This is a genomic window from Carboxydocella thermautotrophica (genome assembly GCA_003054495.1).
Taxonomy (GTDB): Bacteria; Bacillota.
This window is the reverse complement of the sequence record CP028514.1, coordinates 1,918,327-1,930,727: the sequence shown is the minus strand read 5'-3', so window position 1 is coordinate 1,930,727 and position 12,401 is coordinate 1,918,327. Positions and strand designations below refer to the sequence as shown.

12 protein-coding genes are annotated in these 12,401 nt (G+C 50.0%); 10 read left to right on the top strand and 2 right to left on the bottom strand.

Annotation, left to right across the window (positions count from 1 at the left end; all coding sequences use genetic code 11):
• Window position 1 precedes the first annotated feature (1 nt).
• Window positions 2-721, bottom strand: coding sequence for a thermonuclease family protein (locus tag CTH_RS14375; RefSeq protein WP_159073857.1), 720 nt, complete (start codon window positions 719-721; stop codon window positions 2-4).
• Between the two features lie 159 nt (window positions 722-880).
• Here CTH_RS14375 and CTH_RS09635 point away from each other — a divergent pair, with 159 nt between their 5' ends.
• Window positions 881-2,836, top strand: a complete 1,956-nt coding sequence (locus CTH_RS09635) for a thioredoxin domain-containing protein (protein ID WP_318262668.1) — start codon at window positions 881-883, stop codon at window positions 2,834-2,836.
• Between the two features lie 41 nt (window positions 2,837-2,877).
• On the opposite strand, the gene cooS is transcribed toward CTH_RS09635, so the two are convergent.
• On the bottom strand, window positions 2,878-4,776 hold the full coding sequence (cooS, locus tag CTH_RS09630) for an anaerobic carbon-monoxide dehydrogenase catalytic subunit (RefSeq protein WP_078664535.1): 1,899 nt from the start codon (window positions 4,774-4,776) through the stop codon (window positions 2,878-2,880).
• A 94-nt stretch (window positions 4,777-4,870) separates the two neighbouring features.
• Between cooS and CTH_RS09625 the strand changes: the two genes are divergently transcribed.
• The 9 genes from CTH_RS09625 (at window position 4,871) to cpaB (ending at window position 12,385) form a co-directional block, all read left to right on the top strand.
• Window positions 4,871-5,419 carry a GDSL-type esterase/lipase family protein gene (locus CTH_RS09625; protein WP_107753694.1) on the top strand — a complete coding sequence of 183 codons (549 nt, stop codon included), beginning with the start codon at window positions 4,871-4,873 and terminating at the stop codon, window positions 5,417-5,419.
• Window positions 5,416-6,900, top strand: a complete 1,485-nt coding sequence (gene hemZ, locus CTH_RS09620; protein ID WP_159073856.1) for a coproporphyrinogen dehydrogenase HemZ — start codon at window positions 5,416-5,418, stop codon at window positions 6,898-6,900. The genes CTH_RS09625 and hemZ overlap by 4 nt, the downstream gene beginning before the upstream one ends.
• 142 nt (window positions 6,901-7,042) lie before the next feature.
• The gene (locus CTH_RS09615; RefSeq protein WP_078664538.1) at window positions 7,043-7,399 is read left to right on the top strand and encodes a hypothetical protein; all 357 of its coding nucleotides are present in this window, start codon (window positions 7,043-7,045) and stop codon (window positions 7,397-7,399) included.
• Between the two features lie 18 nt (window positions 7,400-7,417).
• Window positions 7,418-8,437, top strand: coding sequence for a type IV secretion system protein (locus CTH_RS09610; RefSeq protein ID WP_159071916.1), 1,020 nt, complete (start codon window positions 7,418-7,420; stop codon window positions 8,435-8,437).
• Window positions 8,415-8,735: a hypothetical protein gene (locus CTH_RS09605; protein WP_078664540.1), complete on the top strand. Its 321-nt coding sequence runs from the start codon at window positions 8,415-8,417 to the stop codon at window positions 8,733-8,735. Before CTH_RS09610 ends, CTH_RS09605 begins: the two co-directional genes overlap by 23 nt.
• The gene (locus CTH_RS09600) at window positions 8,719-9,345 is read left to right on the top strand and encodes a hypothetical protein (RefSeq protein ID WP_078664541.1); all 627 of its coding nucleotides are present in this window, start codon (window positions 8,719-8,721) and stop codon (window positions 9,343-9,345) included. The genes CTH_RS09605 and CTH_RS09600 overlap by 17 nt, the downstream gene beginning before the upstream one ends.
• Window positions 9,276-11,108, top strand: a complete 1,833-nt coding sequence (locus CTH_RS09595) for a VirB4 family type IV secretion system protein (RefSeq protein ID WP_143311771.1) — start codon at window positions 9,276-9,278, stop codon at window positions 11,106-11,108. Before CTH_RS09600 ends, CTH_RS09595 begins: the two co-directional genes overlap by 70 nt.
• On the top strand, window positions 11,080-11,718 hold the full coding sequence (locus CTH_RS09590) for a M23 family metallopeptidase (RefSeq protein WP_159073855.1): 639 nt from the start codon (window positions 11,080-11,082) through the stop codon (window positions 11,716-11,718). The genes CTH_RS09595 and CTH_RS09590 overlap by 29 nt, the downstream gene beginning before the upstream one ends.
• A 7-nt stretch (window positions 11,719-11,725) precedes the next feature.
• On the top strand, window positions 11,726-12,385 hold the full coding sequence (cpaB, locus tag CTH_RS09585) for a Flp pilus assembly protein CpaB (RefSeq protein ID WP_159071914.1): 660 nt from the start codon (window positions 11,726-11,728) through the stop codon (window positions 12,383-12,385).
• Window positions 12,386-12,401: the final 16 nt, after the last annotated feature.

The following is a 12,401-nucleotide window of genomic DNA, read 5'->3' as shown; positions in this document are numbered from 1 at the left end:
TTTACGGCTTACAAACTTTACAGGGAGCATATCCTGCCTTTACTGCTTGTTCCCTGCTATTAAACCAAACGCGGTGGGCAGGGCTGATTTTTTGCGCCCATTGACAGCTGGGGAAATGAAACTTTCTGGTATTGGAATTGCCCAGATAGGTTTTAGTGTTTACAGCCGCAGAGGATACCTTATTGACTACGGGGATACCCCAGAGCCCTTTACCCTGGTTTCTAGCTTCCCGTTGCAGTTTCACAAAAAAATCAGCATACTTAACATTGGGTGGAATAGTCATGACCTGGGCATAGCCATTCTGAAGCAGAATAGCATTAAACATCTTTTTTCTAGCTTCTGTTTCCTGGTTGGAAAAGGGTTTTTCCAGCCAGACATAGGCCAGCAGGCGACCGTATTTGTCCCGCTTTTCCACGTCAAATTCCAGGAAAACTTTGCGCCCCTGCAGGGCCTTGCTGGTATAGTTTTTGGCAGCCTGGCCGTAGGGCTGTTCCTTAATTCCCAGTTCGGGATGGGCAATTTCCGGAGTATTGACTCCTATCATTCTTACGCGTTCATTTTTGCCATTCAATGAAACATGGATAGTGTCGCCATCGGAAACAGAAAGAACTCTGGCGGGAAGATAATTTTGCTGTCCGCTGAAAGCAAAAGTGAGAGGTAATAAAAGCAATAGCAGCAAGAAGACATACCGCTTTTTAATCAACATTTTCATTTTCAACATCCCTCCGCTCTCCTGGTTTTATAAGCTGGATAAGCACTAATAATGCATATTGTCTCAGAACTTCAACTATACTAACAATTAAGCTCTAAATCTAATCTCTACTTTAATTAAATTATATTCTGTTTTAATAATGCAAGCAATAAATGGGAGGTAATACCTTTGGCAAACAGGTTAATTAGCGCCAAATCCCCCTATCTTCTCCAGCATGCCCATAATCCAGTTGACTGGTATCCCTGGGGTGAAGAAGCCTTTGCTAAAGCCAAACAGGAAGATAAACCCATTTTCCTATCCATTGGATATTCGACCTGCCACTGGTGTCATGTCATGGAGCGGGAAAGTTTTGAAGATGAAGAAGTGGCGGCTATCCTTAACCGATATTTTGTCTCAGTTAAGGTGGACAGAGAGGAACGACCGGATATAGATCAGGTGTATATGACTGTCTGTCAGGTGATGACCGGTCAGGGCGGCTGGCCTTTAACGATCATAATGACTCCTGATAAGAAACCTTTTTTTGCTGGCACCTATTTTCCCAAACAGCGTCGTTATGGGATGCCGGGGCTGGTGGAGATTCTGCAGCGCATCGCACAGCTGTGGCAAAAGGAACGGGAGCAGTTACTGGCGGCAGGGGAGAGAATAGTACAGTCTTTACAAGAGGAGCAGCCCCTTCTTTCTCCGGAAACTATCGAGCCGGATGTCTTTGAGACCGCCTTTCAACATTTTGCTCGCTCCTTTGACCCGGAGTATGGGGGATTCGGGCCTCCGCCCAAATTTCCCACTCCTCATATAGCCGGTTTTTTGTTGCGTTACTGGCGGCTAATGGGTGAGGAGAAAGCCCTGGCGATGGTAGAAAAGACCCTGGAAGCCATGTATTTAGGGGGAATTTATGACCATATCGGATATGGGTTTAGCCGTTATTCCACAGACCGTTACTGGTTAGTACCCCATTTTGAAAAAATGCTTTATGATAATGCCCTTCTGATTTATCTTTATTCAGAAGCCTACCAGTGTACCAATAATCCCCGTTATGCCCGGATTGTTACCGAAATAATTACTTATATCTTGCGGGAGATGACCCATCCTGAAGGGGGATTTTATTCCGCTCAGGATGCTGATTCGGAGGGGGAAGAAGGCAAATACTATGTCTGGCAACCGGGAGAGGTCATAAAAATCCTGGGGGAAGGGCGGGGACAAGCCTTTTGTCAGGCCTATGACATTACGGTTAAAGGCAATTTTGAAGGTAAAAACATCCCTAATTTAATCAAAAGCGGATGGGTCGATGGGTTTGAACAGGAGAAAGAAAGATTGTACCGACATCGGCTACAGCGCATCCCTCCTTATAAAGACGATAAAATCCTGACGGCCTGGAATGGGTTGATGATAGCTGCCTTAGCTTTTGCCGGCAGGGTATGGCAAAAAGAGGAATGGACTGGAGCTGCGGCTAAGGCAGTCCAATTTATCTATCGCCATCTTTTCCGGGAAGATGGTCGGCTATTAGCCCGCTACCGGGAAGGAGAGGCGCAGTATCCTGCTTATCTTGATGATTATGCCTTTCTGACCTGGGGGCTACTGGAACTTTATCTTACCACTCTCAAGTCCGAATACTTGCAAAAGGCGGAAAAGCTGGCTGAGGAAACAGTGGATTTGTTCTGGGATAATACCAGTGGCGGCTGTTTCTTTTACGGCCACGATAGTGAAGAGTTATTTCTGAGACCCAAAGAAGTGTATGATCATGCCCTGCCGGCGGGCAACTCCGTAATGGCTTATAACTTCTGGCGTCTCTGGGCCATAACCGGTCAGGAAAGATGGCGCGATCTGCTGGATAAACAGCTGCAGGCTTTTGCTCCAGCTGTTAACAGGGTGCCGATGGCTGCTACCTTTTTCCTGCAGGTTTGCTGGCTGGAAGAACAAACTCCCCTGGAAGTTACCATAAGTGGGCGACCGGAAGAAGCGGAAATTAAGACCTTGATTTACCAGCTTTCCCGGCGTTTTCGGCCGGAACTGGTGATTACTATTAAACCCGAGGACAAGCCTTTGACTTACATGGTGTGTCACAAGCAGGCCTGCCGGCCGCCGGTTAATAATCTTGAAGAACTGCTAAAAATGCTGGCCGAATAATAAAACCGCCCCCGGCTTCTGGGCCGCGGGGCGGTTGCCTGTTATACCGGCAGTCCTAAGCCCTGTCGTTTGTTATTGATATGCTGCTCGATCTCACTGGCTACCTGAACCGGGTCATCGCCTAGTATAACCTTGCCACCGGTCAGCTGTTCCACATCCTGGGTCAGCAGCTGGACCAAACGGGGTGCGCCGGTAATAAAGGGCGTGGGTGACAGGTGCGTGATGGTACCATAGGCTACGGCAAAGAAGCCGTCGATGGTGGCCTTTTGCTCCATCCATTCTGGTGCGGTAACGGCGATGGGAAGTTGCGGTACATCCACCTGCAGATGTTCGGCCAGGGCTGTTACCAGCATGGAGATACGGCCGGTATCGGTACAGGTGCCAAAGGGTAAAACCGGAGGAATCTTCAGCAGGTTACATACTTCCTGCAGCCCCTGACCTGCCTGGCTGATGGCATCTAGATTGCAGAGGCCTGCTACTTCCAGACCGTGTACACCGCAACCGCCTGCTACTACCAGGATGTCCCGCTTGATCAGTTCTTTAGTAAGACCTACGGTAGTGGTATCATGGGGTCCATTGCGCAAGGTGGTACAGTTGACCAGAGCGACAACACCTTTGAGTTTGTTGGCCTTGATTACATCCACCAGGGGATCCAGGGAGTTGCCCAGGGCCTGCAGCACGGCCTCAGTGGAGAAACCGGCAATGGCTTTCTGAGTTTTTAGCGGTACCCTGGCAGTAATCCCCCTGTTTTTTCGAGCCTTGAAGTTTTCGATGGCCAGATCTATGACGCGGTTGGCGATATTGGTCGCTTCGATGGGTTTATAATCCAGGGCATGGTGGAGACCGGGCAAACGCACGATGGTATTGACACTGATCAGAGTGAACTGATATTTTTCTGCATATTCACCCAGGTGCGGAGGTGAACAGTTTTCTTCCATGACGAAGGCATCAACAGTACCGGTGGCCAGTAATGGTTCAATGGCCAGCCAGTTGCCCATCAAGCCCACAAATACATCATCGACCGGGAAACGCTGAATCAATTCCTGGCCGGTTTCGATAGAACCGACAATCCGTAAACCCCTGGCGCCGGCGGCTTTGGCCTTGTTCTGGATATCGGCACTGCGGGCCAACTGCAGGGTAGCGGCACCGATCCAGGGCTGATGGCCATTGAAAACGATATTGACATAGTCGCCATCCATAATGCCCAGGTCCACATTGACTTCATGGGGCATAGGAGTGCCATACAGGATATCCTGGACCATTTCCAGACCGATCTGAGCGGTGTAGATGGTGGCTATTCCCAGCCGCAGTGCTTTTTTGGCCAGAGAAACATAATCCCCGTCGACATTGGTTAAACAGCTGGCTACGGCATCCTGAATTTCGTAAACTACACCAGCGGGATAGATGGCCATTTTTTTCCAGACCTCTTTGCGTTTGCTGGGTGCGAATTTTTCTACCATGATGCTGGGGCTATCATGGTCTTTGTGCTGTTCAGCCAGGAGGAAATCAGCCAGCTGGGCAGCCATGGCGTTTATGTCCTGGTTGGTATTGATGCCAACAGTTTCACAGAACCAGCGCAGTTTGTTCTGGTCGGTGATGGTAAAGGGGGTCTTGCCTTCAGCTGTGGCTTTCAGGGTTTTGAAAGCCCAGTAGGCATGGTGTCCGTAGGTAGCGGCACCCATGATATTGCGCAGAAGCATATTGCGCATGGCCATACCATCACCATCGATACCACAGACACCCCGGGTAATCCCGGCTTGCTCACTAATACGGCAGGGTCCCTGAGTGCAGAGGGTGCAGCTCAGGCCTTGCAGACAGAATTTGCAGCGGATTTTTTCCATGGCCTGATAGCGGTCGAAAACAGTGGTGAGGTTGTCTTCACGGATTTTTTGCACCATTTCCTCTACCGAGTCGTGGTAGCTGATTCTGGTATCTGTCATAAACCCACTCCTTTCCTGGATTGCTCTACAATAGTTTTTACCCGTGGTTTTTTTCTATGCAGGATGGTATGATAAAACATGAGGTGATTTAAGGATGTGGGTAGCACTGGGCGATTCCCTGACCTATGGCTTTCCCTATAGCCCCCGGGAGTCCTGGGTGGCCCGGGTGGCGGAGGAACTGGGGATACAGATTGAAAACAGAGGGATTTGTGGAGATACGCTTACTGATATGGCCAGACGTCTGGAAAAGGATGTGCTGGGATATCAGCCCAGTCATTGTCTGGTACTGGGAGGAACCAATGATGTTTACCAGCTGCACTACCGTTTCCAGAGAAGCTGTCAGGCCTTTATGCAGATAATTGATGGTTTGCGCCGGCATAATATTATACCCCTGGTAGGTTTGCCCTTACCGGTAGAAGAGGCAGAAATCAGTGCCCGCTTGCAGGAATTGCTGGCCTGGCAGCGGGATTTTTGCACGGAGGAAGGTATTATCCTGATTGACTTCTTTGCTGCCTTTCAAAGACAGGGCGGTATCGCTCTCTTGCCCGATGGGGTTCATCCCGGACGGGAGGGTTACCGCTTAATGGCTGAAACTGCTCTGGCTGTTTTACGGCCTTTATTCAAGGAGGAACAATGGGGATGAAAATTTACTGGCAAGGACAGGAACCCATCAACGCAGAAGTAGTGCTAGATCTGTTAAGAGCAATTTATGGGGAAGTGGAACTATTGCCTGGGCCTGCCGGGGCAGATCTGTGTCTCTATCTCAGCTTTGAGCGGGAAGGGCAACAGATAAGGGTACAAACGGAAATCTGCCAGGAGGGACAATCAGAACTGGTCTGGCTGGAGCGCGAGCTGCACCGGGCAGAAGAAGATTATAACGGCCTGCGGCGGATTTGCCGTCTGGCACTCCTTGAGGCCCTGTTGCCTTTCGCTGAAGCGGGCAAGCTGCCCTGGGGGGTACTGACTGGAATCAGGCCCACCAAAATCGTACATCGGATGCTGGCAGCCGGTTATCAACCCGGGGAAATTCGGGATTTGTTGCAAACCGGTTATGGCCTGACAGCAGAAAAGGCAGGGCTGTTGTTGCAAGTTGCACTGAGCCAGCGTCCCCTACTGGCAAGACAGGAGCGGGAACAGAAGCGGATCGGGATTTACATAGGTATTCCTTTTTGTCCTACAAAATGCCTTTATTGCTCCTTTCCTTCTTATCCCCTGGCGCGCTGGCAGAAGTGGACGGAACCAGTATTAGCGGCCTTATTGAAAGAGATGGCGGCACTAGGAGAACAGGTCAGAGAGCTGGGGCTTACGGTGGAATCCATTTATGTCGGCGGGGGTACGCCCACTTCGCTGGATGCCCGGGAGCTCAGGCAGTTGATGACCGGCATCGAGCAAGCTCTTTTGCAACCGGGGACAGAGGAATTCACTGTGGAAGCAGGTCGGCCTGATACTATCAATAGAGAAAAATTGCAGTTGTTGCGGGCAGCCGGGGTTAACCGCATCAGTATCAATCCGCAGACCATGAATGAGGCAACCCTGCAGAAAATCGGCCGGGCCCATACTCCTGAACAGGTGGTGGAATGTGTCCGGCTGGCCCGGCAAATGGGCTTTCCGGTTTTGAACATGGATCTGATTATCGGCCTACCGGGCGAGGGGCGGGAGGAGCTGGAAGCTACCCTGGCCAGCATCAGGGAGCTGGCCCCTGAAAATCTGACAGTCCATACCCTGGCCTTAAAAAGAGCCAGCTTGCTGGCAGAGGCAAAACGGCAGGGGCAGAGCCTGGAACTGGCTTCGGCCGAAGAGGCGGAAGCGTTGCTGGCCCGGGTTTACCGCTATGCTGAAGAAGAGGGGTTAGAACCCTATTATCTCTACCGGCAAAAACAAATGGTAGGTGCCCTGGAAAATGTGGGTTTTGCAGTACCGGGTAAAGCCTGTCTTTATAACATCCAGATGATTGAGGAAAGACAAACAATCCTGGGCCTGGGCGCAGGGGCAGGTTCAAAGTGGGTAAGACCTGATTACACTTTAGTCAATACCTATAATCCGAAAGACCCCATTGCTTATCTAGAACGCATTGATGAGGTGATTGTGCGCAAAAAACAGGCATTACAGGAGTTGTTTGGCTAGCATACCGGGTAAACCCCGGTATTTTTGTTTGAAAATTGAACAAACCAGAGTATTGTCAAAAAGATTCTGACATGTTATTATAGTTATTGCCTGGCAGGCAAAAAGAGGAGGAAAAAGAAATTTCAACAAAGGATGGTTAAATATGTCGAAAAGGCGCTCTTTTTTCTGGCGGGAAATAGTGAAATATGTCGCATTCCTGCAGCTTTTGTCGCTAAATGGTATCGCCTGGGCAGCTAAAAGTAAAAAAGCTGAAATGCTGACAGGGGAAATCCAGGATATCTGGGAAAAAGTCAGCAGTCTATCCGATATCCTGATGTATCTCGGGGCTTTCGGAGCCATTCTGGGACTGGGGGTAACCGGAATCAAACTGACCATGGGTGGCTGGAGTCCGGAGAATTTGCGAAAATGCAAGACCAGCGTGATTGTCGTAATGCTGGGGTTATTGCTGGTTGTGTCCAGCCGGGTCATGGTCGGAATTGTATATAATGCTGTGAAATAGGTGACCGGCATGGGCCAGATGAGGCGAAAATGGAAATTGTTGTTTACTGGTCTCTGTTTCATCTTTATACTATTGAGCATAGCCAGTAAATCGCAGGCAAATCCTGCAGCCGGTGGGTTAGCAAAAGTTATTAGCGCAGCTGCCCCTGTTGTTGGGGAGGCAGTGACCGGTGCAGTGATCGACCAAATCATCAGCAAAATCTCATCAGATCAGGGCCTCACACCGCAAGAAGCTACCTTACTTACCTCCTACATCCTTTCAGCTATCCTGCTCGAAGCTAACCATCAGATCGTAGCTTTTATCCAGAGCTATTTAAGCTATCAGCAGTATGTCTTCTCGGACAATGGCTGGTTACAGCAATGGTGGACAAGCTATTTGCTAATCGTCAATTTACTGGCTGTATTTGTCCTAACTCTTTACGGGGCGGGCCTGCTCTGGCAGGCGGGATTACAGGTTATGGCAGCGAAAAGGTCTTTGAAAGAATTGATTCCGCGCCTTTTATTTGGCCTGCTGCTGGCCAATGGTATTGTGGCTCTGGTGGAAATGGTTTTACGGCTAAATGGTGCCCTGTGTCAGGGATTATTTAATCTGAATGCTGTCGGTGGGGCCCTGCAGCAGCTCCTGCCCGGGCTGAAGGTACAGGAAGGGGTTAACATCAACCTGGTTTTGCTGGTTCTTTATGCTATTGGCAGTACATTCGCTGCAGTTGTGATTATTTTGCGCCTGGCCATGATCAATTTGCTCACTTTGCTGGCACCGGTGGCGGCTTTGCTCTGGATTTGGCCGCAAACCCAGCACTTTTTCTGGAATTGGTTAAAAGAACTGTTAACCTGGGTTTTCAGTCAGCCTCTGCAGCTGTTAATTTTAACGGCCTTTGGTACAGTTATATTTCGCTCGCCTCAGGCTATTTCCCAGACACTGCTGGGGATAACCCTGTTTCTCTTCCTGGCAGCAACACCCTTCTGGCTGCGCAAGCTGGTAGCCAGCACTATCAAGGATAAGGATGAGGTTGAGCATGAACAGGCATTACACCTATAAAATTCCGCGCAACATGAATCATCCGGACAAAGTCTGGTCCAACGGTACCCACTATATTTCCTGGTTTGATGTTATCCTGAGTTTTGCCGGGATTTTGCTGATTATCGCCCTGACCTATCTGGTCAAAAACATTCTGGTTCTTGTATTGAGTATTTTTCTGATTATGCTTGTCTGCGGGGTACTGGTTTTCTGGAAGCCCCGGGGCTGGCCGCTATATAAAATAGCCTTGCTATTTCTGATTGATAAAATGCGTCCAGCAGTTTGGGGGGAAGGGGAAAAATATGCCGGCAAGTATTAAACAATTGCTGGGTATAACCAGGGTAGAGGATGAGCTTGTAATTTTATCCAGGGATAGATATCGGGCTATTCTGGAAGTTCAACCTCCCAGCCTGGGTCTTTATGATTGGGAAAAGTGCCATCAATTTGACCTGGCTTTTGCCCGTTTGATGGACGGCTTGAACTTTCCGTTACAAATTCTGGTTCGTCCCGTGCCGGTGGATCTTTCCAGCCTGGAGGAGAAATTGAACCAGCTCCTGGCCCGGGAGTTCATGGAATCGAGGATCAAATTGCTAAAAGCCTATGCGCGCTGGCTCTATCAGGCTGTTCAGCAAAAACAGGTAGCAGAGAAAAAAATCTATCTGATTCTGGGCTGGGATGCGGTCCAGGTAAGGGAAGGGGCCTTGCAGCAGGCCCGGGAGGAATTGGATGAACGCTGTCGGCTGGTTCAGCAACTGGCCCGGAAAGAAGGGATCGGGATAAGACGGCTGAATACTATCGAAATTTTTGATTTTCTTTACCGTTGCCTTAATCCGGGTCTGGCAGAAAGGCAGGAAATAGAGTGGCAAAAATTTTTAGCAGATGGCAAAAAGGAAAAACCATGGATAAAACTGAAGAAACCATTGACTTAACCCGGAAATCCAGACCTGAAACCCAGCAGGATCCTCTTCCGTTGCGCCTGCTGTTACCTTCGGCAGCAGCGCGCCACAACCAGCTGGCTGGCACCATGGTGATTAATGGTTATTATCAGGCGCACCTTTATTGTCTAGCTTTTCCTTACGAAGTGCCCATCGGCTGGTTACAACGGCTTTTCCGCTGGTCTGGACCTTGCTGGCACAGTCTGCACCTTGTCCCGCTGGATCGGCTGACCACCATGAAAAAACTGGCCCGTCAGCAGGTGAATGCGGGTTCAACCCTGGAAAATGCCCGCCGCAAGAACTATTTACTGGATCCAGAAGAGGCCGTGGTTTTCCAGGATGCTGAGGAGTTGCGTCATAGTCTGGTGCGCGGGGAACAGAAGATGTATCAGCTCTCCTGGTATGTGGCTGTTCAGGGGGAGACGGAAGAAGAAGTAAAAAGCAGCCTGCGGGATGTGGAAGCCGAACTGGGCAGTGCCGGTATCATCAGCCGGCGGGCTATCTGGCAGGCACCGGAAGCCTGGCTATCCGTCCTGCCCCTTGGCCTGGATCTATTGCAATATCAGCATACTTTCACATCAGAGGCACTGGCAGCCATCAATCCCCTGCATGTTCCCGTAGGTACCGGTTATACCGGAGTGGTGCTGGGCATTGAAGCCAAAACCGGTAAGCTGGTGGCCATAGACACTTTTGCCCTGACCAATGCCAATATAACCATTATGGCCATGAGCGGTGCCGGCAAAACTTATTTGACCAAAACCCTGATCACCCGGGAACATTTCTGGTATGGCAATGACCTGATTGTTATCGACCCGGAAGATGAATACGGCACCTTGATCTCTGAACTGGGGGGAGAACTGGTCAGACTGGATCTGCAACAGGGAGCGGGGATCAATCCCCTGGAGCTCTGGGGAGATAGTGAAGGCAATGGGCTGGCCGAAAAGATTGAGTGGTTGCTGGGCCTGTTCAGCTTAATGCTGGGGGAACTTGGTCCGGTTCAAAGAGGATTACTGGAGCAAGCCCTCATCAGAGCCTATCAGGCCCGCAGCACTATGCCCCTGAACCGGGGGGCAGCTATTGGACAAGAAGAGATAGTTATCGTTGGCAAGAAAAGACGCCAACCCCTGTTGACTGATGTTTATCAGCAGCTGGCTGAAATGGAAGATCCGGAAGCCCGCATCCTGTGTCAGGGACTCTATCGCTGGGTTTATGGAGCTGTAAATCTCTTTAACTGCCATACTGACCTTAATCTCAAAAACCCTCTGGTCTGTTTTGTCCTGAAGGGTCTGGACCAGGAGGAAGTGAAGGCAGTGGCTGCTTATGTAATCGCTGGCTATTGCTGGGGTAAAATGAAACGCCAGCGGGACCAGAGAAAGATCAGGCTGGTACTGGATGAGGCCCATTTACTTTTGAAATATCGGGATACCGCCAGCATTATGGCCCGCTTTGCCAGGCAGTGCCGCAAGTATAATGCCGGTTTACTTACCATCAGTCAGAATGTGGATGAGTTTTTGCTTAGCGAGGAGGGCAGAGCGGTTGCCCTTAATTCTGCCGTGCAAATTCTCCTGCGCCAGCATGAAGCTGCCCTTGACCAGGTCAGTCAACAGTTTTGCCTGACCGATTTTGAGCGGGAATTCATCCAGCAAGCAGGGCGGGGGGAGGCCCTGGTGCGGGTAGCTATGACTGATGGTATGCAAAAGTATGGAATTAATGTGGTGGCCAGTGAATATGAACATGAAATTTACTGTTCTCGGTAGCCAGCAACGCTGGCTGGGCTTTTTCCTGCTGGTTCTGATCCTGGGGTTGCTTATGTTTTTAGGGGTTTATATCTGTATTTTCTGGATACTGCTTGAGGCCAATGGGGTAACAGTGAAACTGGAATTTCCTACTGTCAGGGAACAGATACAGTGGGAGGAGGTGGGTAAGGGGCAGCTACTGGGCAAATATGTTTTTCCTGTGCTGGGTAGCTATAACTACAGCGATTCCTGGGGGGCACCTCGCAGTTTTGGTGGTGAGCGCCAGCATGAGGGCACTGATATTTTTGCTCTCTGGGGCACTCCATTAATTGCCGTTACCGATGGTCTAATCGAAAAGCTGGGCTGGAATACTTATGGTGGCTGGCGTATCGGCTTACGCGGAGAAGATGGAATCTATTATTACTATGCCCATCTTTCTTCCTATGCTGCAGGGATTTATCCGGGGAAAAGGGTAAGCAAAGGAGAAATTCTGGGGTATGCAGGCAACTCCGGTTATGGACCGGTGGGAACGACCGGGCGGTTTCCGCCCCATCTTCACTTTGGCATTTATATTGATGGACAGGCTACCAACCCCTATCCATATTTGAAAATGTGGGAAGGAAACAGGTGACATGGTGGTGGAGAAAAGTTTTCTAAAAAAGAATCTGAGTTTGGTGCTGGCTATATTATTTGCTCTTGTGAGCTTTTTGTTATTGCAAAAATACGTTAATAGTATGATTCAGCCGGAAACTGCCGTGGTAGCTACCAGGAATATAAAATCCGGTGAGCTCTTTAGTGCTGATTCGGTGAAAGTGGAAGAAATACCCCGAAAAGGGGTCATCCCCGGTGTGATCCGCAATCCTGGCGCACTGGTAGGAAAGAGAGCTGCTTACCCTCTTCTGGCCGGTCAGCAGATCAGTGAAACCGCCGTCAAGTCAGGGCAGGGCGAGCTTCAGGTCGGACCGGATCAAAGGGTGGTTGCGATCAAGGCCACTCTCACCAATTCTCTGGGCGGGAGATTACATAAAGGGGATAAGGTGGATATTTTTGTGCGCTGGCAGGATAAAAACAGTGGGCTGGTGTACAGTCAGCCGTTGCTCAGTGGCATTACCGTACTGGGGGTGCTGGATGATCAGGGGCGGGACTTTGAGCAGAGACAAAAAGACGTGCTGGATAAGGGTGGGCGCCTCATGCCTGGTGCAGTGCTTTTGGCAATAGAACAGAAACGGGTAGCTGAGGTTTTGCGTTATGAGGTCCTGGGTGAACTGGTGCTGGCTGGCAGTACCCGCCTGGAGTGAGGGAGGGATGAAGTTT